Source organism: Nocardia nova (assembly GCF_002933465.1).
Taxonomy (GTDB): domain Bacteria; phylum Actinomycetota; class Actinomycetes; order Mycobacteriales; family Mycobacteriaceae; genus Nocardia; species Nocardia nova_B.
Genome location: NZ_PSZE01000001.1, coordinates 514,826 through 535,335 on the forward strand (window position 1 = coordinate 514,826; position 20,510 = coordinate 535,335).

19 protein-coding genes and 1 tRNA gene are annotated in these 20,510 nt (G+C 68.3%); 2 read left to right on the forward strand and 18 right to left on the reverse strand.

Annotation, left to right across the window (positions count from 1 at the left end):
- Nucleotides 1-560: 560 nt before the first annotated feature.
- From C5E41_RS02310 to C5E41_RS02340, 7 genes are all read right to left on the reverse strand, one after another.
- On the reverse strand, nt 561-959 hold the full coding sequence (locus C5E41_RS02310; RefSeq protein ID WP_104374128.1) for a hypothetical protein: 399 nt from the start codon (nt 957-959) through the stop codon (nt 561-563).
- Nucleotides 959-1,399 (reverse strand): hypothetical protein, encoded by a 441-nt coding sequence (locus C5E41_RS02315; RefSeq protein WP_104374129.1) that lies wholly within the window; start codon nt 1,397-1,399, stop codon nt 959-961. The genes C5E41_RS02310 and C5E41_RS02315 overlap by 1 nt, the downstream gene beginning before the upstream one ends.
- 422 nt (nt 1,400-1,821) lie before the next feature.
- The gene (locus C5E41_RS02320) at nt 1,822-2,010 is read right to left on the reverse strand and encodes a hypothetical protein (RefSeq protein WP_104374130.1); all 189 of its coding nucleotides are present in this window, start codon (nt 2,008-2,010) and stop codon (nt 1,822-1,824) included.
- Complete coding sequence (locus C5E41_RS02325; protein ID WP_104374131.1) at nt 2,007-3,011, reverse strand: hypothetical protein; 1,005 nt, start codon at nt 3,009-3,011, stop codon at nt 2,007-2,009. Before C5E41_RS02325 ends, C5E41_RS02320 begins: the two co-directional genes overlap by 4 nt.
- Before the next feature lie 149 nt (nt 3,012-3,160).
- The gene (locus C5E41_RS02330; RefSeq protein ID WP_104374132.1) at nt 3,161-4,447 is read right to left on the reverse strand and encodes an AAA family ATPase; all 1,287 of its coding nucleotides are present in this window, start codon (nt 4,445-4,447) and stop codon (nt 3,161-3,163) included.
- Entirely contained in the window at nt 4,435-5,424 is a 990-nt protein-coding gene (locus tag C5E41_RS02335; protein ID WP_104374133.1) for a bifunctional DNA primase/polymerase, read from the reverse strand. The genes C5E41_RS02330 and C5E41_RS02335 overlap by 13 nt, the downstream gene beginning before the upstream one ends.
- An 83-nt stretch (nt 5,425-5,507) precedes the next feature.
- The gene (locus tag C5E41_RS02340; RefSeq protein ID WP_219823072.1) at nt 5,508-5,732 is read right to left on the reverse strand and encodes a helix-turn-helix domain-containing protein; all 225 of its coding nucleotides are present in this window, start codon (nt 5,730-5,732) and stop codon (nt 5,508-5,510) included.
- Between the two features lie 265 nt (nt 5,733-5,997).
- Here C5E41_RS02340 and C5E41_RS02345 point away from each other — a divergent pair, with 265 nt between their 5' ends.
- A complete protein-coding gene (locus C5E41_RS02345) occupies nt 5,998-7,287 on the forward strand; it encodes a tyrosine-type recombinase/integrase (RefSeq protein WP_104374134.1) in 1,290 nt (429 codons plus the stop codon).
- Between the two features lie 86 nt (nt 7,288-7,373).
- Here the strand turns inward: C5E41_RS02345 and C5E41_RS02350 are convergent.
- The 4 genes from C5E41_RS02350 to C5E41_RS02365 all read right to left on the reverse strand — a co-directional run bounded on the left by C5E41_RS02350 (nt 7,374) and on the right by C5E41_RS02365 (nt 12,518).
- Nucleotides 7,374-7,446, reverse strand: a tRNA-Thr gene (locus C5E41_RS02350).
- 268 nt (nt 7,447-7,714) lie between these two features.
- On the reverse strand, nt 7,715-8,926 hold the full coding sequence (locus C5E41_RS02355) for a DNA polymerase III subunit delta' (RefSeq protein WP_104374135.1): 1,212 nt from the start codon (nt 8,924-8,926) through the stop codon (nt 7,715-7,717).
- Nucleotides 8,927-9,000: 74 nt separating this feature from the next.
- Nucleotides 9,001-11,871, reverse strand: a complete 2,871-nt coding sequence (gene topA / locus C5E41_RS02360) for a type I DNA topoisomerase (protein ID WP_181063058.1) — start codon at nt 11,869-11,871, stop codon at nt 9,001-9,003.
- 440 nt (nt 11,872-12,311) lie between these two features.
- A complete protein-coding gene (locus tag C5E41_RS02365) occupies nt 12,312-12,518 on the reverse strand; it encodes a cold-shock protein (RefSeq protein ID WP_011206895.1) in 207 nt (68 codons plus the stop codon).
- A 435-nt stretch (nt 12,519-12,953) separates the two neighbouring features.
- On the opposite strand from C5E41_RS02365, the gene C5E41_RS02370 reads away from it, so the two are divergent.
- Nucleotides 12,954-15,329: a DEAD/DEAH box helicase gene (locus C5E41_RS02370; protein ID WP_104374137.1), complete on the forward strand. Its 2,376-nt coding sequence runs from the start codon at nt 12,954-12,956 to the stop codon at nt 15,327-15,329.
- Nucleotides 15,330-15,679: 350 nt separating this feature from the next.
- Here the strand turns inward: C5E41_RS02370 and C5E41_RS02375 are convergent, their stop codons facing one another.
- The 7 genes from C5E41_RS02375 to ssd form a co-directional block, all read right to left on the reverse strand.
- Nucleotides 15,680-16,072, reverse strand: a complete 393-nt coding sequence (locus tag C5E41_RS02375) for an Rv3654c family TadE-like protein (RefSeq protein WP_104374138.1) — start codon at nt 16,070-16,072, stop codon at nt 15,680-15,682.
- Nucleotides 16,069-16,416, reverse strand: coding sequence for a TadE family type IV pilus minor pilin (locus C5E41_RS02380; protein ID WP_104374139.1), 348 nt, complete (start codon nt 16,414-16,416; stop codon nt 16,069-16,071). The genes C5E41_RS02375 and C5E41_RS02380 overlap by 4 nt, the downstream gene beginning before the upstream one ends.
- Nucleotides 16,413-16,625, reverse strand: coding sequence for a DUF4244 domain-containing protein (locus C5E41_RS02385; RefSeq protein WP_104374140.1), 213 nt, complete (start codon nt 16,623-16,625; stop codon nt 16,413-16,415). The genes C5E41_RS02380 and C5E41_RS02385 overlap by 4 nt, the downstream gene beginning before the upstream one ends.
- 57 nt (nt 16,626-16,682) lie before the next feature.
- On the reverse strand, nt 16,683-17,279 hold the full coding sequence (locus C5E41_RS02390) for a type II secretion system F family protein (protein ID WP_104374141.1): 597 nt from the start codon (nt 17,277-17,279) through the stop codon (nt 16,683-16,685).
- Nucleotides 17,276-17,917 carry a type II secretion system F family protein gene (locus C5E41_RS02395; RefSeq protein WP_308706013.1) on the reverse strand — a complete coding sequence of 214 codons (642 nt, stop codon included), beginning with the start codon at nt 17,915-17,917 and terminating at the stop codon, nt 17,276-17,278. The genes C5E41_RS02390 and C5E41_RS02395 overlap by 4 nt, the downstream gene beginning before the upstream one ends.
- Nucleotides 17,918-18,063: 146 nt before the next feature.
- Nucleotides 18,064-19,251: a TadA family conjugal transfer-associated ATPase gene (locus C5E41_RS02400; RefSeq protein ID WP_104374143.1), complete on the reverse strand. Its 1,188-nt coding sequence runs from the start codon at nt 19,249-19,251 to the stop codon at nt 18,064-18,066.
- Entirely contained in the window at nt 19,248-20,333 is a 1,086-nt protein-coding gene (ssd, locus tag C5E41_RS02405; RefSeq protein WP_104374144.1) for a septum site-determining protein Ssd, read from the reverse strand. The genes C5E41_RS02400 and ssd overlap by 4 nt, the downstream gene beginning before the upstream one ends.
- Between the last annotated feature and the right edge of the window lie 177 nt (nt 20,334-20,510).

Consider the following 20,510-nt stretch of genomic DNA (forward strand, 5'->3'; position numbering starts at 1 on the left):
TGCGACGTCAGCCGAATTAGGTGGGAATTCGTTGTGACTTCGGCCCTGGTCCGAATTACGAGAGCCGGAAACCGGCTCTACCAGGAAGTGTGGAGCCGCCTGGGGGAATCGAACCCCCGACCTTTTCATTACGAGTTATGTTCATCGAATTACCGCCGCATACCGACCCTTACCGGCGACTACCGCAAAACACCGTCTGAACTGGGATTACAGTACCGCACTGTACCGGCGATTCACTCGAAAATACCGGTGCATACTTTCGCCGTGCGGACTGTGTGCGGACTGGTGCGGACTCACAGCCGGTTCCGAGTCGCTGATCAGTGCGGCACATCGTCGGTTCCGTCGGCGGCCCGCCGTCGCAACCCGCGCGGTGGGATCGGACCCGTTCGTTCCGCTCCGGCTCATGCTGCGCTCTCCTTGCTCCTCTGGTCGGTCTGGTGGGTGTGGGTCTGGTCGGCGGGCGCATGTGCGCACATGCGTTGTCGGCGGGGTCAATTCGTGCCCGTTCGAGCAACGGCCGGGTACGAACAGTTCGGCGGGGTCCGTCCCGCTCCGATCGGTCACCGCTTCGCCTCGGTCGCGGCCCGCTCCCACGCCTCGAACGCCGACCAGCGCCACGCCGACGCGGCCACCCCGGCGGGGGAGGTCAGCCCGTGGTCGGCGAGCCAGTCGATATAGGCATCGTGGTGGCGCTGGGAGGCCACCTCTTCGCGCCAGTGCGAGAACGGGATCGGCCGCGCCGGGGCGCTCGCGCGGGAGGCGTACGGGTTCGCCTGCCACTCTGCGCCGTACGCGGCGTCCCGCTCGTCGTCGGTCTGCGGGGTGGCAGGGACGTCGTCGAGCCACCGGCGGAATGCGCTCGGCCGCAACCGCTTCGGCACGCTCTCGAACGTGAGGATGCCGGGACGGCGGACGGCCGCCGCGTGCGCCGGGTCGTGGGGCTGTGCGAGTCGAGCCATCACCGGGCCGCCTTGCCTCGGCCGCGCCGCGCTGCCGCCGCCGCATTGCGCCCGCTGTTCGGCGCGCCGTCCCCGCCGGTGCCGCCGTAGACGCCGCGCGGGCCGGGCTGGCCGCCGTGGAGCATCGCGCCACCGGCGACGGCCTCACGTATCCGGCGGTCGATCAGCACCGACAGCCGAGACAGGGTGAGCCGCTGTTGCCGGACTTCCACGCTCGCCGGGTTGACCTTCACCGTGCCCGCTGCCGTGGTCAGCATCGCGCCGTTGGCGTCGAGGTCGGTTTGTAGCTCGGCGATCAGATCCACCGTCGCGGCGGCCTGCGTGATCAGCACCGTGTCGTCGTGCTCGAGGATCACCCCGGCCTCGGCCGCCTTGTCGGCGTAGAACTTCGCCAGCTCGGCACCGGTGCCCGTCTTCGGTCGCGCTTTCGCGTTCGCCATGTTCGCCCCGCTCTCGATCGTGTACCACTACGGGGTACACGTACCTACCAGCGTCGCACGGCGTGTCAAAAATGGCCGGGGTTCGCGTCGCGCTCGGCGAGGATGCCGAGACGAAAACCTCATGGCGGCAATGGATCTCACGCCAGTGGCGGCGCTAGAGGGCTTGCGGGAGGCCCCGCGTGCGGGTCGAGGACCATTCCGCGGGAGCTGAAACCGCAGGTCAGGGCGTTTTCGTTGTGGTGATTCCGTACGTTACGACCGGCTCACGCGGGGAAGGGCAGTACGCGGCTGCCCTCCGTGCGAACGGGCGGGGAGGGGTCCCACCCCCGGAGTCCGGTTCCATCTACAACAGCAGCCCCGACCCGCCACACCCGCAGGTGCCGTAATCGGGGCTGTGCGCCACGCTGAGCGACGAACCGAACTCACTTGAGGTATCGGCCGAAACCGCGCTCATATCCGTGTTCGCCGGGCTTCCACTCCTCGGACTGTTTGCGCGTGTGCTCGTCGCCGTCGCGCTTGGCCTGCTCGTCGGCCGCCTCGGCGTCGGTCCGGCGTCGGCCGGTGCTGCGGTAGTGCTCGGTCAGATACTCGCCGAATCCCTTGCCGCTCATGCTGCTACCTCACTCTCTGTGATCCCGGCCGGTGCCGGACGATTGCGCAGCCACCACACCAGCGCGGCGGACGCGCCGACCACGTAGGTCGGCATGGCGACCTCTACCCACTGCGACCCCCAGGTGTTCGCCTCGGTGCCGGTGGTGTCGGCATCGGCGATCAGCTGACCGGGATGGCGCGGACTGAATCCGTGCGCGAGCGCCACCGCGACCCAGCGCCGGGCCGACTGGATTTCCGACCACCGCGCTACCGACCCCTGCCACACTCGCCACGCCTCGGCGACCCCTAGGTCCTCGGCGTTCAGGATGTCCTCGGCGGTGGCCGATACCGACAGGCCCGCTTCCGCCAAGGTGTCGGCCGCGCTGCCCGCCGTGTCCAGGATCGCTACCGCCTGCTCTGTGATCAGCGCGTCGAGGTCAGCCAGCCGCTCGAGCACCCGGGCCTGCCGCCTCACCGCGTGCTCGACGTTCAGTTCCTCCCGCATGGTGATGGCAAGCATTTCCGCGCTGCCCTGGGGCCGCACGTGCGCGGACCAATGCAGGTGCGGGGCCATCAATTCCGGTACCCGCTGCTTGGCCGATGCCGCGTCCCATGCCTCGGCCAGTAGGCCCGCTCGGTGCTCGCGCTGGGCCTTGGCTGCCTGCTGCTCGGTTATCTCGGTGATCTCGCCGTCGATCCGGGCGCGCACCTTGCGGGCCGCCGCGTCGATCCCGTCCAGGGCGAGCACACCGGCGACAGCCGCGCCGATCTCGCCCCGGAGTTCCGTAGCGATGTCCACGCCGCCACCGGCGGACACCCGGGCCGCTTTCTCGGCCTCGGCCGCCGCTACACGCTCGGTGTGCTCGGCCTGGGCCTGGGCTTCCAGAATCGGCGCGGTCCCTTGGATCGCTGCCGCTTCCTTCCGGGCCCGCCGGTTCAACGCCGTGACGTTGATGTGGTCGGCGGGCCCTGGCGGGGTGTCCGGGTCGAATCGCTCGCCGGTGTTGTCGATGATGATCATCTCGGTGTTCCTGTTCTCCTTGTTGATGCCGAATCGGTTCCCTACCTCCTCCCTTTCAGGGAGGTAGGAACCGTGACTTTCGTGCGTGACTTTCCGTGACTTACCGCGTGACTTTCTGACCTGCGCTTATGGCAGAAAGTCACGGCTGTTCACCCCTCCCGTGACTTTCGGGCGCTCCCTTTTAGCGTGACTTTCTGACCAGCGGTTTCGCCGAGAAAGTCACGGTTTCCATCGCCGGGCGTGACTTTCTCGGGACCTCCGTGAGCGAGGAACCACCGAGACTGCGCACCCCGGCCAGCGCCTTGGGTTCGCTTCACCAGCGCACCCCGGTTCACCGCTGCCGTGAGTCTCCGGCGGGCCTTCTCCTGATCGGCCTTGGACGGCCGGGCGGTGGCGAACAGCAGCACGGCGGCATCCTCCGCCGTGCATCCGTCGTTGCCTTGTGCCCGGACGATCTCGACTATGTCGTCCTCGGCCACGTCGACCCAGGACGTACCGGCCGTGTGATCGTGGTGGACGGTGAGCGGGCCGCAATCGTCCATCGGTTGTTTCAGGTGAACCATGCGGACGATCGGGTCGCCGGGCTCGCCGATCAGCACGGCGACCGACCCGGCCCCGTTCGCCAGCCACGTCGACCCGTACAGGTCGGCGAGAGACTTCGGCGGGCCTCCGTCCGCGCTGCGCTTCACCAGGTGATGCAGTTCGAACACATCGAACCCAGCGGCCAGCACGGCTTGCCGGGCGCGGTTGTATCCGGCACCTACGCGGTCCTCGGACAGGCCGATAGCGGCATCCTTGAGGCTGTCGACGAACACCCGATCACCCGGTCGCAGTCCGGCGCGCTCCACCAGTTCCAGGAACGCTTCCGGCCGGACGGCGAAGTCCTCCAGTGGCGGGCCCTTCCAGAACACCAACCGCGCGAGGACTTCCCGGTCCTTCGCGCCGAACACCCGCTGAAACGCTCGCTGAAGCTGAGCGGGCCTGTCCATCGCCAGCACCAGCACACGCGGGCACTCTTGGACCGGCAGGTTGAGCACGTGGGATTGCAGCCCCAGGGACGCGCGGACCAACTGCCCTTCGATGGTGCTCTTGCCGACACCGGCGACACCGGCGAGCATCGTCGCCTCACCCCGCGCGGCGAGCACCTTGGAACCTTCACCCCACCAGGCGGCCGGGACGTCCGGCGCGTCCAGGATGAAGGACGCGCCGTCGAACAACTTGGACTCGAACAGTTCCAGGTCGGAATCCGTTCCCGCCGTGTCTATTTCGTCCTCGTCCTCGTCATCATCGGTCTCGTCTCGGAGTTCTTCGAACTCCCGCAGGACCATCGACGCCAAGCGGGCCGTTTCCGGGATGTCGGCCGGGGTCGAGTCGTCGTATCCGACCGCGTCCACCTGCGCGGCATCCTCGCCGACCGCCAAGATCAGTTTTCGCACGACGTACCCCCGATGCGCTGGGCCGCGCCGGAGATAAGGCGAAGGAACTCATCCATGGCCGCTTCCTGACTCTCGGCGCGAGCCAGACCGACACGGCGACGACGCTCGAACTCCCGCAGGAACGCACCGAGAATCAACGCGATCCCACCGGCCGCGCCGGGATGCCCTTCGGCCCCGAGGCGGAGGACGTGATAGACGCGGTCGCGGGCCGTCTCGTGCGCACCGGCCCGCATCGCCTTCTCCAGGGTCCGCTCGCCGACCGCAACCCTCATCGCCTCATCCGGCCTGCCGCGTGGCATCGCCTCGAGCCACGCGGTAACACCGACGGTGACCGGGTCCGGGAGTCCTGTTGTGCGGGTGGCGGGCCGTGGCCGGGTCGAGGCCAGTTCGTCCACCCACGCGGCCGGAAGCGGGGCCGCCGGGGCGCTCTCGTCACGCCAGACGTAGGGCCCGCCGCTGACGTGGACGCTGGGCGGCATCACGACGTAACCCCGGCCCGCGCAACGCAAGTCGATGCCCTTGCCGGGCGCTCGGAAAGTGAGGTCGGGAACGGTGAACCACCGGTGTTCGCCACCCCCGCCGGTCTCACAGGTGAGGGTGTCCGGAAGCGGGCCTAGACGGTCCTCCAGGGCCGCCAGGACGTCGGCCGCACCCTTGTACAGGTCGAGATCAACCACGATGTGACCAGCGGGCACGGCCGCACCGACGTTGGCATCCGGCCACTTCTCCCACCATCGCCGGATCACGGCCGGGTCGGTGGTGCCGGACTTGAATCCGTTCGACGTCAGCGGGGCCTTGCCGCCGATGCGGGACGGGGCCAGCGGGAACACCCGCAACCCGGTCTCCGCGTAGTCCAGGGCGGAATCCAGCAGGTCACCGGAAATGTGTCCGACGGACGCGGTAGACTCGGGCTGGAATCTCCCGGTTGATTCTCCTTGGCGCGACCCCCGTTCAGCGGCGGGGGTCGCGTTCTTCATTTCTGGCACGTGTGGGCCTCTTTCAATTGTGTTGAGCGCCAACGGCACTCGATGATTTCCAGGCCCTTGGATGGGATGCCGGACTACGCGCCGACGAGCGTGGCCGCTTTCTGCTGAGCGACATACAGATCCAGGTCGGCCCGGTCGTAGACGACAGAGCGACCGATCCGGTAGCTACGCGGGCCGATACCGAGATTGCGCATGTTCTTCAGCGTCTGGGGTGCCAGGAAGCCACCCAGGTACGCGGATGCCTGCTCGGTGTTCATACGGTCCGGGTAGGTACGCCCGGCGGCGTGGTTCTCGGTCATTTCGGTTTCCTCCGTGCTGTGGCGGTATGCGGCGGTACAGGAAGAAGAACAGCACGCGCACCGGGCCACATTCAAATGAAACATGATGTTGCGCAACACATTTCGTGTAAGCCTTGCGCGTCACGCCTTACAACGCTCGGCCGCCGGACACCCCGGCGATACTCGGGAACGCCTTCCGACCGGCCCGCATCGACCACGGGTAACAGTTCGATAACGGGGCATCCTCTGACATTTTCACTCTGTGCGGACTGGTACCGTTCGTTACGTGAGCACACCGGAGAACACCACCCGCAAGCCCCGCCGCAAGCCCGGAAATGTCCGCATCGAAGACCGGCACTACATCGACGGCGACCGGTCGCGGCCGACGTCACGATGGAAGACCGACGCGAACGGCAAGCGGGTGCCGGTCGGCAAGCGCTACATCGTCCACTGGAACGACCCAACCGGCACGCCGAAGTCGAAGAGTTTCGACAAGCGCGGGCAGGCCGAAGACCACAAGACCAAGATGGTCACCGAGATTCACGAGGGCACCTACCGCGACCCGCACAAGGTCGGTACGCCCTTCTCCGTGGTCGCCGACCTGTGGGTGAAGTCCCTTGCCAGCGCTCCGAAGTCGACCGCGTCGGCGCACAAGTCGGTGCTGAAGAACCACGTCCGGCCGACGTTCGACCCGCGCGAGATAGGCAGCATTACCAAGACCGACATCGTGTCCTGGGTCGCCGAACTGACCGACAAGGGCCTGTCACCGGCGACGGTTCACCGGTGTTTCGTCGCGCTGCGCGGTGTGCTCACGCTGGCGATCCCGGACCACCTGCGCGCCGACCCGTCGGCCGGGGTCAAGCTCCCGCCGCTGCCGTCGGCGAAGGACCGGTTTCTCACTCACGCCGAAGTCGCGCTACTGGCTGCCGCTGCCGACTACCGCGCGAGCACCAAGCGACCGGGCGCGCGTACCGATATCAAGGGCGAGACCGGCGGGCCCCTGCCGGTGGACAAGAAGGGCGTGCCGATCGTCCCGGCGGCCGACCCGTCGCCGGACGGGCTCGCTATCCGCTTCCTCGCCTACACCGGTCTCCGGGTCGGCGAACTGAGCGGGTTGCAGGTGTCCGACGTCGATCTGAAGAAGGGGCGCGTCCGCGTGGACGGCTCGCTTGCCGTCGACGAGGACGAACCGGGAGACACCAAGTCGAGAAAGACTCGCTGGGTGCCGATCCCGAAGTCGATGCACACCGAACTGCGCCAGCACCTGAAGGGCCGCAAGGCCGACGATTGGGCGTTCACGGCTCCCGGCGGCGGACCGATCCGGCGGACGAACTGGAACCGGCGCGTCCTGAAACCGGCGGCGGAACTGGTGGGCCTGCTGCCGCTCACCGCGCACGATCTCCGCCACACCTACGCGAGCCTGTCCGCGTCCTCGGGGGTGCGCGTCGAGGTGGTTTCCAAGCTCATGGGCCACGCCGATCCCGGTTTCACGATGCGCCGCTACATCGGCCTGTTCCCGGACGATATGTCCGCCTCGGCGGACTTGCTGGACGCTGCGATGTCCGCTGGTAACTAGCGGTACGTCCTGCTCGTGCGGACTGTGTGCGGACTGAAACGTCGGAGGCCCTTCCCGGATTTCCCGGAAAGGGCCTCTGACCTGCGAGCCGCCTGGGGGAATCGAACCCCCGACCTTTTCATTACGAGTGAAGCGCTCTACCGACTGAGCTAAGGCGGCGTGCCATGCGGCGGTGCGAGTCTATCGTCTTCGGCGACCGAACACGAAAACGGCAGGTCATCGCGGCAGTGTGCCCATGATTTCGGCCCGCCTGCGAGCCTTGGCGGCTGGTGGTCCAGCACGGCGAAGCGAGATGCCGCACCGGCGTCCACAGCCGCATCGTGGATAACGATCAGGGGCGCGGACGATCCCTTGCGCGATCATCAGGCGGGCGCCGCCGTCGGCGGTGTGGTGACCCATCCAATCGAGGGCCGGTCACGCCGGTATGTCAGGCGGAGCGGGCCGCGATGAGCCCAGCGACCATCGCGGCGATGGCAAAGCGGGGTTTGACGTTCAGATCGAGGGCCTCGCGGCAGGCGAGGACGGCCTCGATGGAGCGCAGCAGCCCCTCGGGCCGCACCTCGTCGGCCAGATCGCGGATCTGATCCGACAGGTCGGGGTGGGTGAGGGTGATCGCCGGAGGCGGATTCGCGGCGGAGGTCCCGAAACGCAGCGCCAGCGCGTCGCGGTACAGGCCCGCGACGTCGATCAACGCCCGGTCGAGGGCATCGCGGCTGGTGCGGGTGGCGCGGGATTTCTGGCGGCGCTCGAGATCCTTCAGCACACCGGCGGAACCGCGGGTGGCCGAGGCGGCGCCTTTCCCGGTGCCGCCGGCACCCAACGCGGTCGCCAGCTCGTCGCGTTCGCGCTCGTCCCGTTCCGCGCTGACCTGTTTGGCCTCCTCCTCAGCGGATTTGACCAGCTCGTCACCGGCCGCATAGGCCGCGGCCGGGCGAGCGACCGCCGAGACCAGCGACAATGCCCGGGTCCGGCGGGCACGGGCCTGCTCGTCGGTCGCGAGGCGGCGGGCGCGACCGACATGTCCGCCGCTCACCGAAGCCGCCCACGCCGCCTGTTCCGGGTCCAGCCCGTCACGCTCGCGCAGCACCTGGGCGATAGCGTCCACAGCGGGCGTGACCAGGTGGATATGCCGGCAACGGGATCGCAGAGTGACCGAGATGTCCTCCGGGTCCACCGACGGCGCGCACAGCAGGAACACGGTCCGCTCGGGTGGTTCCTCGACCACCTTCAGCAGCACGTTGCCCGCGGCCTCGGTCAACCGATCGGCATCCTCGATCACCACGACCTGCCACCGTCCGGTGCTGGGACGCCGGGCCGCGACCTGCACGATCTCGCGCATTTCCTTGGTGCCGATGCTCAGGCCCTCCGGAATCACCCGCCGGACGTCTCCGTGGGTACCGGCCATGGTGGTGGCGCAGGCATGGCAGTGGCCGCAACCGGGAGTGCCCTCGCCCGTACATTGCAGCGCGGCCGCAAAGCACAGTGCCGCAACGGATCTGCCGGAGCCGGGCGGCCCGGTGAACAGCCAGGAGTGCGTCATCGCCGAGGACGCGATTCCGGCGCGCGCCGCCACGGCGGCAGCGGTCAACTCGGACTCGACCGAGTCCTGGCCCACGAGCCGATCGAAGACACCTGCCACGCGCTACACCCTAATCGGCCGCACCGACAAGCCGACCGGCACCGAGAAGCCGCCGCCTACTACTCGACTGCCCGCTACGACTCGGCCGGAGACTTCGCCGCCGCCTTCTTCGCCGCCGCCTTCTTCGCCGGCGCCTTCTTGGTCGCGGTCTTCTTCGCGGTGGTCTTCTTAGCGGTCGCGGTGGTCTTCTTCGCCGTCGACTTCGCCGCCGCCTTCTTCGCCGGCGCCTTCTTCGCGGTCTTCTTGGCCGCCTTCTTCACCGGCCCCTTGGCGCGGCGATCGGCGAGCAGTTCGGAGGCCCGCTCGTCGGTGATCGACTCCACCTCGTCACCCTTGCGCAGGCTGGCATTGGTTTCGCCGTCGGTGACATACGGGCCGAACCGCCCGTCCTTGATGACCATCGGCTTGCCGGTGGCGGAGTCGTTGCCCAACTCTCGCAGTGGCGCCGCACTCGCCGCCTGCCGTCCGCGCCGCTTGGGTTCGGCGTAGATCTTCAACGCCTCGTCCAGGGTCACGGTGAAGATCTGGTCTTCGGTGGCGAGCGAGCGAGAATCCGTGCCTTTCTTCAGATACGGGCCGTAGCGGCCGTTCTGCGCGGTGATCTCGTCACCGGATTCGGGATCCTTGCCGACCACCCGCGGCAGCGACAGCAGTTTCAGCGCATCCTCGAGGGTGATGGTCGACAGATCCATCGACTTGAGCAGCGAGCCGGTCCGCGGTTTGGGTGCGGCGGCTTTCTTGGCGCCCTTCTTGGCGTCGAGATCGGCCTCCGGCTCGGGCAGGATCTCGGTGACATACGGCCCGAAGCGACCTTCCCTGGCCACGATCCGATGTCCGGTTTCGGGATCCACACCGAGCGAACGCCCCTCTTGCGGAGTGGCGAACAGCTTTTCCGCGACCTCGGGCGTCAACTCGTCCGGCGGCAGATCGTCGGGCAGATTGGCGCGCTGGGAGATCGGATCGCCATCCGGATCGTCCGGGTTCTGCACCATGCGCTCCAGATACGGACCGAAGCGCCCGACCCGGACCACGATGTCGCGGTCCTGATCGTCGGTAAACATCTTGATCGAGTTGACCTCGCGGGCATCGATATCGTCGAGCCGCTCACCGACCATTCGCTTCAGTCCGCCGGAACGCGCCACCGAACCCTCTGCGCCGTGATCACCACCGAAATAGAAGCTGGTCAACCAGTTTCCGCGCTGCTCGCGACCGCCGGCGATGGCGTCGAGATCGTCTTCCATGGCCGCGGTGAAATCGAAGTCGACCAGACGGCCGAAGTACTCCTCCAGCAGGCCGACCACAGCGAACGCCACCCAGGACGGCACCAGCGCACTACCGCGTTTGTAGACGTAGCCGCGGTCCAGAATGGTCTTGATGATCGAGGCGTAGGTCGACGGGCGTCCGATGCCCAGCTCCTCGAGCGCTTTGATCAGCGAGGCCTCGTTGTAGCGCGGGGGCGGATTGGTGGTATGCCCATCGGGCGTCAGCTCGGTGGCGCTGACGTCCTGGCCCTCGGTCAGCGCGGGCAGCCGCGACTCCGCGTCGTCGGATTGACCGCCCGCGTCCTCGTCGACACTTTCCACATAGGCCTTGAGGAAGCCGGCGAAGGTGATGGTGCGACCGGATGCGGAGAACACGCATTCCTCGCCCGTACCGGCGCGGCCGGTGATCCGGACCGTCAGCGTGGTGCCGCGCGCGTCGGCCATCTGCGAGGCGACCGTACGCTGCCAGATCAGCTCGTAGAGCCGGAATTCGTCCTGGTCCAGCCGGGCGTGCAGCTGGCCCGGGGTGGCGAAGGTGTCACCGGCGGGCCGGATCGCCTCGTGCGCCTCCTGGGCGTTCTTGACCTTGCGGGTGTACTGCCGCGGCGTCGGATGCACGAACTCCGGTCCGTACAACTGCGTCGCCTGCGCCCGCGCCGCGCTGATCGCCGACTCCGACAGCGTCGTGGAGTCGGTACGCATATAGGTGATGTAGCCGTTCTCGTACAGCCGCTGCGCCACCCGCATCGTGCGCTCGGACCCGAAGCGGAGCTTGCGCGCGGCCTCCTGCTGCAGCGTCGAGGTCATGAAGGGCGCATAGGGTCGCCGGGTGTACGGCTTCGATTCGACCGAGGTGACCTGGAAATTCGCATTCTCCAGTGCTGCGGCCAGCCGCCGTGCCGCGGCTTCGTCGAGCACGGTGACACCGTTGCGGGTCTTGAGCTGACCGTCGGACCCGAAATCCCGGCCGCCCGCGACGCGTGCACCGTCGACCGTGACCAGCCGCGCCCCGAAGATGCGCGGGTTGGCCTCGTCGCTCCCGCCGCCGCCGGCGTCGAATTTCGCCGCGATATCCCAGTACTCCGCGGAACGGAACGCGATGCGCTCGCGCTCGCGCTGCACGACGATCCGCGTCGCCACCGACTGCACGCGGCCCGCCGACAGCCGCGGCATCACCTTCTTCCACAGCACGGGGCTGACTTCGTAGCCGTAGAGGCGGTCCAGGATGCGCCGGGTTTCCTGGGCGTCGACCAGGTCGTTGTCGAGTTCGCGAGTATCGGCCGCGGCGGCGCGAATGGCCGGCTCGGTGATTTCGTGGAACACCATTCGCCGGACCGGAATCTTCGGCTTCAGCGTCTCGAGCAGGTGCCAGGCGATGGCCTCGCCCTCGCGGTCGGGGTCGGTGGCCAGATACAGTTCGTCGGCATCGCGCAGCAGCGTCTTCAGTTCCGAGACCTTGGCCTTCTTGTCCGGACTGACGACATAGATCGGCTCGAAATCGTGGTCGACATCGACACCCAGCCGGGCCCAGGACTGGCCTTTGTATTTGGCGGGCACATCCGCGGCACCGCGTGGCAGGTCCCGAATATGACCGACGGATGCCTCGACCGTATAACCGCGGCCCAGATAGGGCGCGATCTTGCGTGCCTTGGTCGGCGACTCGACGATGACGAGACGACGCAGGGGACGCCCCCGGCCGGATGCGGCCGCATCGGGCCCGGCGGAGGCCGCATCGGGAGTCGGCGATGCACCGCGGTCTCGTGTTGCCACCGGCGAACACACCTTTCCTGTCGACCCGCGCGGCGCAGGCGCGCGGCGCGTGGCTGGGGCAAGAGGGAGAGACAAATGTCTCCCGCCAGAGACGTTTATACCGTGTTTCGCCGTCGTGGAGTCCGCACTGCGGACCCGCGACCCAGGAGTCTCGGCTGTTCTGCGCGGTACTTCCCCGTCCGTACCGTCCGAACCGAAATGGCTGCGAACTGCAGAAAAACCCCCTTGTGGGCAACCCGATCACGTCGAAAAGCCCCGGTTTTCGATCGAGTCTACTTGCCCCGCATACGACTCGTCCCTCACCGCGTGCTCGCGGTGAGGGACGAGAGATCGGATCTTGTTGGGTTACTCGCTCAGCTGAGCGCGCGAACTCCGGTGGCCTGCGGGCCCTTGGTGCCCTGGCCGACCTCGAATTCGACCTTCTGGTTCTCCTCGAGGGTGCGGAAGCCCGAACCCTGAATCTCGGAGTAGTGGACGAAGACGTCAGCGGAGCCGTCCTCGGGCGCGATGAAGCCGAACCCCTTCTCCGCGTTGAACCACTTCACAGTTCCCTGTGCCATTCTGTTCCTTCTCTTTCCATACCGGAACGGCGGACAAGTTAGGTTGGTCCACCGGGTCCGTTCCGACCGCTGTACTCTGTTCCCCCTGCAGGAAGCTTCAAGCACACCGTTCGCAACATCGATCCTGCTGATGGTTTGGACCTTTGATCCGTTCCCTCGAACACAGAAGCTTGCGACCGAGAACCAGTGAACCATGTCCGCGCGCAATTCGACAGCCGAGTTACCGACAATTTGCAAAAAAGATGATCTTGCGAATGTGCAGGTGAGGGGCACAATGCCCAAATCCAAACTTGAAGTAGGTTTGCTTAGCGATAACCGAGCGAGTGTCAGGCAAACAGACTGTGACGCAGGTCGCTACTCTGTAGTGAATTGGCAGCTCGGACGAGGGCGGCACACACGGTTCACACTTTCTTCGCGTCGCACGGTCTCGGTCCGATGAATCCGAAAGGCCCGGGATCGGACGCCGCACCCGCGGAGACGAGCTGCTACGGAACATCGTTGCTGAATCGTGTCCTTTTCGGAGTGCCCGATGCGGAGAGTCGTATCACCCATGTGACCGAACTCCCGGCCCGGCCGGCGCGCATCACCGGCTGGCCCTCCTGGGCCGCTCCGGAAGTGGTCGACGCCCTGCGGGAATCCGGTGTCGACGCACCGTGGACGCATCAGATTCGAACCGCGGAACTGGCCGCCTCGGACACACACGTCGTCGTCAGCACCGGGACCGCCTCGGGCAAATCCCTGGGCTATCAGCTGCCGGTATTGACCGACCTGCGGCGGGATTCGCGAGCGACCGCTCTGTATATATCGCCGACCAAAGCGCTCGGGGCCGACCAATTCCGCGCGGCCGCGCAGCTGACCCATGCCGGCGGCCTGCGCGATATCCATCCGGCCACCTACGACGGCGATACTCCACCCGAGGTCAGGCAGTGGGTGCGGGCGAATGCGCGGTGGTTGTTCACCAATCCAGACATGTTGCACATCGGCATATTGCGAGCGCATCAGCGCTGGGCGCGGATGCTGCGGCGGCTGCGCTACGTGGTGATCGACGAATGCCATGCGTATCGCGGCATATTCGGGTCCCAGGTCGCGATGGTGCTGCGCCGGTTGCGGCGGCTGGCCGCACATTACGGCGCGAATCCGACCTTCGTCCTATGCTCGGCCACCAGCGCCGATCCGGCCGCGGCTGCCGCACGGCTGATCGGTGCGCCGGTGACCGCGGTGACCGAGGACGGCTCGCCGCAGGGCACGCGAACGGTCGCGCTGTGGGAGCCACCGCTGCTCGGCGACCTCAGTGGCGAGAACGGCGCCCCGGTGCGGCGGGCGGCCACCACCGAGGCCGCCCGCATCATGACCGACCTGGTCGTCGAGGGGGCGCGGACATTGACCTTCGTTCGCTCCCGCCGGGCCGCCGAGGTCGTCGCCATCGACGTGCAGCGCATGCTGGCCGAGGTGGATCCGGCGCTGGCCGAAAGAGTGGCGGCCTATCGGGCCGGATACCTGGCCGAGGACCGGCGGGAACTGGAGAACGGCCTTGCGGACGGGTCGCTGCTGGGCGCGGCCACCACGACCGCACTCGAACTCGGCGTCGACATCGCCGGGCTCGATGCCGTGGTGATGGCCGGTTTCCCGGGAACCGTCGCCTCGTTCTGGCAGCAGGCAGGCCGCGCGGGCCGTCGCACCCAGGGCTCGCTGGTACTGCTGGTGGCCCGCGACGATCCGCTCGACACCTACCTCGTCCACCACCCGCACGCCCTGCTGGACAAGCCGATCGAGGCGACCATCACCGATCCGCACAATCCCTACGTCGCCGGCCCGCACCTGCTGTGCGCGGCCTGCGAACACCCCCTGACCGACGCTGAGATCGACGACCTGGGCGTCCGGGACGTGGCCGCCGACCTGGCCGCGCAGGGCCTGATCAAGCGCCGGAAGAACGGCGGCGGTCCGGCTCGTTGGTATCCGACCTCGAGCGCCTATCCCCATGACGACGTCGATGTGCGCGGCGGAATCGGCTCCCAGATCGCGATCGTGGACGCGACCAGCGGCCGGCTGCTGGGCAGCGCGGATTCCGGCCGGGCGCCAGCGACACTGCACGCCGGGGCGGTCCACCTGCATCAAGGCGAGACCTACGTGGTCGACGAATTGGATCTCGAGGCCGGAGTCGCCTTCGTCCACGCCGAACAGCCCGGATGGACCACGAGCGCCCGGATGGTCACCTCGGTGGCGATCGACGAGCGCACGCACGAGCAGGTGTACGGCCGTGTCACCGCCGCCCTGGCCCGGGTCCGGGTGACCCGCCAGGTGGTCGGTTATCTGCGCACGCTTCCCAGCGGAGAGGTTCTCGACCTCGTCGAACTCGACATGCCCGAGCAGACACTGCCGACCCAGGCCGTGCTCTACACCGTCACGCCGCGCCTGCTGGCCGCTGCGGGGATCGAGCCGCGCCGCGTACCCGGCGCCCTGCACGCCGCCGAACATGCGGCGATCGGAATCCTGCCGCTGGTCGCTAGCTGCGACCGCTGGGATGTGGGCGGCGTTTCCATCGCCGAACACCCCGATACCGGACTCCCCACCGTCGTCGTCTACGACGGCCATCGCGGCGGGGCCGGCTTCGCCGAGCGCGGGTTCACCCGCTTGCGGACCTGGTTGGCGGCGACGCGGGCGGCCATCACCTCCTGTTCCTGCCCGCAGGGTTGCCCCTCGTGCGTCCAGTCCCCCACATGCGGTAACGGGAATTCCCCGCTGGACAAGGAGGGCGCGGCCGCCCTCCTGACGGCCGTCCTCGCCGATCTGCCCGACGATGCGCCGAGCTGACCCACGCGGATAACATTTCGGCCCGATGACCTGCCCGAATCCGTTTCGTGACGATGCGGACACCGTCGGTAGACGTCGGCGCGTCCCACCACGGACCGCATGCCGGCATCGAGTCCGACGGCGCCACTGGGAATAAAAAGGAAGCCGATCATGTTAACCGGCGCATTGCCCTAGCGAATAATGGCCATATGGGCATTCACATGTGTGCATTTATCAGAATCCCGCAGCGTCGAATGCTTGCGCAATTGCCCCGGTGGAATTGAATGCCGATCGAATGGGAAATCCACCACACTTACCGCACTGCGTGTGGCTTCGGTCACCCATTCTTTCTCACACCAACCGTCCGGTATTCATGATCGTTTTCCCGCACTGACCGGACCGGCCCGCGCGACCGCCACAACTGATCGCTTGCCCAAAAGAGCGAGCGTTACCGAATCGTCGACGGTTACCGTCACATCCCAATCCCGGACCGAACACGTCTGTACCCGCATCCGCATTCGCCGGACCACCGAATCCGCTCGGTCGCAGGCCGATCCAGCGCCGGAATCCAGTGCGCCCGCTGCTGCCAATGCCGCCGAATCGGCCGCACTCTGCGCTCGGTGGCGCGCACAGACCACCGCCGCGAACTGCACAGTCACGACCGTCACCAGCAGCAGTGCGGTGAGCGCCAAACATGCCGTGACAGTGACACCCCCGTCGCACCCGCGGCTGCGATACGCGACTGGCACTGTGGCCGGTGTCATTGCGGCTCGCCTGGTTCGCGTACCGCTACCGCTTCGGCCCGTAACCGCAGCATCGGGAGCAGCGGCGCCCGCGCCCGAACCGTGGCGACGATCCGGTCGCCCTCCGCACGCAACTCGATGTCGGCGCCGGGCGGCGCCACCTGCTGCGCTGCCGGCAGAGCTTCCGCCTCCGCACCGCGCGCCGCGAGACGAGCCGCTTCGCGAGCGGCGTCGATACAGCGGATCTGCATCGACGCCGCCAGCAACGCTCCCAGGCAGAGCACGACGACCACTACCACCGCCGCCAGCGCGATGGCCGCCTCGACCGTGACCGCACCCCGTTCGCCCGGACGAGCAGACCTCATACGGTGGTATTCAGCGCCTTGTCGATGATCTTGGTCAGCGCGTTCACGATGGAATCGCCGGTGACCACGGTGTAGAGCACCGCCCCGAACGCCGCTGCCGCGATCGTCCCGATGGCGTATTCGGCGGTACTCATCCCGTCGTCGGTCGCCGCCACCTCGATCAGCCGCGAACGTAGTTCTCGCACAACCGATTGCGTTGCCGCCAGCATCGGTCTCCCCTTTCTCTACGGTCGGCACGGCGGATCCGCACCGAGTCTCTCGTGTGGTCACCACAACCCGCCGCCCAGTACTCGACCGGCCAGTCCGGCGACCACCGGGACGATGCCGAGGCAGACGAAGGCCGGCAGGAAGCACAGCCCGAGCGGGCCGCTGATGAGCACGCCCGCGCGTTCCGCATGCGCCGCGGCCGCATCCTCGACCGCCGCGCGGCACTTTTCCGCGAGTTCGGAGACCGCACCGGTCAGGGCCGCACCGGAGCGGGCCGAACGACGCACCAGCCGGGCGAGCGCGTACATCTCCGCAACGGGCGCTTCCAGGGCCGCGCGCTCCCAGGCCGTGACCGGGTCCGCGCCGAGCGCCAGCAGTTCCGCCGCCCGGCGCAGCGCCGAGGCGAAGGGTTCCGGGGCGGTCGAGGAAACCGCGCGGGCCGCCGTGGCGGTCGGCAGGCCCGCCCGCAGACACGAGGCGAGCAGATCGAGGGCCGAGGCCACCGCCAATGGGTCGCCGGTGGCCGGGCGCGGGATCTGCTGCGGTGCGGGAGCGACACCGTGGGCCGCGCGAAGGCGGGCGACTGATGTGATCCGGCCCGGAAGGGTCAATAGCGCGGCACCGGAACAGAGCAGTGCCATCGACAGACCGTTCATACCGATACCCGCCGCGTGATGGCATCCGCCCACAGCAATCCCACACCGATGAGTCCGGCGCCGAGCGGAAAGACGATGGTTCCGACCCCTCGGCTCATCAGCACCTGCAGTGGGTGCGCGCCCATCAGCTGTCCGAGCGCGATGCCGAGGAGCGGGAGTCCGGCCAGCACCGCGGCGCTGGCACGCGCACCCGCCAGGGCGGCGGTCGTGCGCTCGCTGAACCGCATTCGCCCGGCGAGGTCGTCGCGGGCCGCACTCAACAGTTCGGCCAATGCCAGGCCGTGCCGCTCGGCCACCCCCCACGCATCCGCGACACGATCCAGTTCGGTCGTGACGGCGCAGGGACGGCCGCGCAATCCATCCGCGGCCGAACCGCCGAGCCGGGCCCGCGCGGCGCTCACCGCGAAGGCCGCTCCGGCGGCGCCACCGATCTCCGTGGCCGCAACCGCGGCGGCAGCGCTGGGATGCGCACCGGTACGCAGTTCCCCGATCACCACTTCCAGCCCTTCCAGCAGTTTCCGGCATTCGTCGTCGTGGCGGCGTTCCGCGCGGCGGTTCTTCGAACGCACAGTCAGCGTGGTGGCGAGTACCGCGGCCGCACCCGCGGACCCGGGACCGAAGACGACCGCCGCCCCCACCGCGGAAGCGGCTGCACCGCGAATGATCCAGCGGCTCCAATCATTTCGTGCTCCATCCGGTCGTCCACACAGGGCACGAAGCCGTTTCCGCCGGGGTGCAGTGGGCAGGAGCAGCAGCGCTGCCGCGCCGCCCAGCAGGCTCAGGATCATCGCCGCAACCGTTCGTTCAGCAACCGGTGCAGCGCGGTATTCGCCGGTGCCACAACGGAATCCGCCGACCAGGCCGTCTCGATACGCACACCGGCCTCCCCTTCACGCGTCACCAGCCCGATCTCCTGCAGGACTCGCCCACCGTCGGGACGGCGCCGCATCGCGAGCACGACCTGGACGGCCGCGGCGAGCTGGCTGTGCAGCCCCGCCCGGCCCATTCCGCCCAGTGCCGCAAGGGCTTCCAGACGAGCGGGGACCTCTCGTGGCGAGTTCGCATGCACTGTCCCGGCACCCCCGTCGTGTCCGGTATTCAGTGCGGTGAGCAGGTCCACCACCTCGGCCCCGCGCACCTCTCCGATGACGATCCGATCCGGCCGCATACGCAGCGCCTGCCGGACCAGGTCCCGGACCGTGATGGCACCCGCGCCCTCCACATTGGCGATACGCGCGACCAGCCGGACGACATGGGGATGCGGTGGCGACAGTTCGGCGGCATCCTCGACGCATACGATGCGTTCGGCGGGGTCGACGTGCGCCAGCAGAGCCGACAGCAACGTGGTCTTCCCGGCGCCGGTGCCGCCGACCACGAGGAATGCGAGCCGTGCGCGAACGATCTTCTCCAGCAGCAGTTCCGACTCCGACGTGAGCGTTCCGGAGGCGGTCAGTCCGCGCAGGCTGTGGCCGACCGGGCGCAGTACCCGCAGCGAGATACACGTCCCGCCCTGTGCGATGGGCGCGAGGACCGCGTGCAGCCGCACTCCGAAGCTCTCGCCGGGCGCTCGCTCGTATTCCGGCAACCGCCCGTCCACCCACGGTTGCGCATCGTCGAGCCGCCGGCCGGCGGCGAGCGCCAGACGCTGAGCCAGGCGCCGCACCGCCGCTTCGTCCGGAAAGCGGATCGAGGTGCGTTCCAGACCGCTACCGCGATCGATCCAGACCGCATCGGGCGCGGTCACCAGCACATCGGAGACCCGGGCATCGTGCAGCAGCGGTTCCAGCGCACCCGCGCCGGTCATCTCCGTCTGCAGCAGGCGCAATGCGCGCAGCAGGTCCGTATCGCCGAGGACTCGGCCGGCTTCGGCGCGGATGGCAGCCGCCAGGCGTGCCGGATTGTGTTCGCCGGGCTGAGCGGCCAGTCGCTCCCGAACTCGGTCGAGGAGTTCGGCACTCACCACGCCGCTCATCGAGCACCCTCCGGTAGTGCGGACAGCACCGACTCCGCCCCGGCCGCGAGCGGCCCGCGGCTGAGCGTCAGCCCGCCACGTTCCAGCTCCGCCGCCAGTCCGGGTTGGGCGCGCATAGCGGCCAGCAGCGGCAGCCCCAATGCCTCCGCGATATCCCGACCGCGCAGCCCGCCCGGCGCGGGTCCTCGAACAACCAAGGCCTGGTTCGGATTTCGACGACCGATGTCCGCCACGACCGCCCCCGCGGCCGCCACCGCACGCAACCGGGCCGGGACCACGAAGACGACGAGATCGGCGGCGTCGAGGAGATGATCGGTATGCGGGCCCCGACTGCCGGAGATATCGCAGACCACCAGATCGCCGGCGCCGCGGCCGGCCTCGACAACGGCACGCGCTGCGCCGGTGCCGATATCGTCCGGTCCGGAGCCGGCCGGTCTGCTGCAGGCCAATACGCCGAGTCCCGGTGCGGCGGCGGGTAATGCGTCGTGCAGGGCTTGCGCGGCCACCCGGCCGTCCTCGACGGACAGTTCCGGCCAGCGCAGACCCGGCACCGACTCGATACCCAGCAGCAGATCGATGCCGCCGCCGAGCGGGTCGCCGTCGATGAGCAGGATCTGCGGCCGGAACCGCCGGGCCGCCGCGGCCAGAGCCAGCGTCGCGGCGAAGACCGAGGCCCCGGCACCGCCCCCGGCACCGACGACGGCCAGGACGAGCCCGTCCCCGGGATCGCGCCAGGCGTAGGCGGCGAAGGCCTCGATCAGTGTTTCGGTAGCGCTCGGCAGCGAGATGACCTGCTCGGCTCCGACCGCCGCGGCGGCCTGCCAATGGTCGAGGTCCGGTTCACCGCTGCCGACCAGCACGACGCCCGAGCGCCGCGGATATCCGGCGGCCGCGCAGGTACGCGCCGCCGCCAGATCAATGATCACCAGCGCGGCCGCGGCCCAGGCATGCCTGCCGACTGGCATCGACCGTTCGTCCAGGCCACGGTCGGCGGCGGCCGCGATGCGACGCACCTCGTCGCGTAACCGGCGGTCACCGACCAGCACCAGCGCCGGAGGAGGAACTGCTGCAACGGAATTCATGTCAGCAGCCTCGCCCGGATCGGCAGGGCGAACCAGGGTCGTAACGCCGAATGTGGACAACTCGCGGGCTGTGGATAAACACTGCACGCCGAGTAACAGCTGAAGGGTCCGGAAATAGAGGACGGCCCCAGCCGGGGGGGGAGGAGGCTGGGGCCGTCCTCTATTTCCGGACCCTTC

Coding starts and splice junctions, on each gene's coding strand:
- C5E41_RS02315 (WP_104374129.1), bottom strand. CDS start 1,399: ATGGCGAACGCGAAAGCGCGACCGAAGACGGGCACCGGTGCCGAGCTG.
- C5E41_RS02400 (WP_104374143.1), bottom strand. CDS start 19,251: ATGAGCGGCGTGGTGAGTGCCGAACTCCTCGACCGAGTTCGGGAGCGA.
- C5E41_RS02325 (WP_104374131.1), bottom strand. CDS start 3,011: ATGATCATCATCGACAACACCGGCGAGCGATTCGACCCGGACACCCCG.
- C5E41_RS02320 (WP_104374130.1), bottom strand. CDS start 2,010: ATGAGCGGCAAGGGATTCGGCGAGTATCTGACCGAGCACTACCGCAGC.
- C5E41_RS02385 (WP_104374140.1), bottom strand. CDS start 16,625: ATGCTGGCGGCAACGCAATCGGTTGTGCGAGAACTACGTTCGCGGCTG.
- ssd (WP_104374144.1), bottom strand. CDS start 20,333: ATGAATTCCGTTGCAGCAGTTCCTCCTCCGGCGCTGGTGCTGGTCGGT.
- C5E41_RS02370 (WP_104374137.1), top strand. CDS start 12,954: ATGAATCCGAAAGGCCCGGGATCGGACGCCGCACCCGCGGAGACGAGC.
- C5E41_RS02340 (WP_219823072.1), bottom strand. CDS start 5,732: ATGACCGAGAACCACGCCGCCGGGCGTACCTACCCGGACCGTATGAAC.
- C5E41_RS02380 (WP_104374139.1), bottom strand. CDS start 16,416: ATGAGGTCTGCTCGTCCGGGCGAACGGGGTGCGGTCACGGTCGAGGCG.
- C5E41_RS02335 (WP_104374133.1), bottom strand. CDS start 5,424: ATGAAGAACGCGACCCCCGCCGCTGAACGGGGGTCGCGCCAAGGAGAA.
- C5E41_RS02375 (WP_104374138.1), bottom strand. CDS start 16,072: ATGACACCGGCCACAGTGCCAGTCGCGTATCGCAGCCGCGGGTGCGAC.
- C5E41_RS02310 (WP_104374128.1), bottom strand. CDS start 959: ATGGCTCGACTCGCACAGCCCCACGACCCGGCGCACGCGGCGGCCGTC.
- C5E41_RS02365 (WP_011206895.1), bottom strand. CDS start 12,518: ATGGCACAGGGAACTGTGAAGTGGTTCAACGCGGAGAAGGGGTTCGGC.
- C5E41_RS02390 (WP_104374141.1), bottom strand. CDS start 17,279: ATGAACGGTCTGTCGATGGCACTGCTCTGTTCCGGTGCCGCGCTATTG.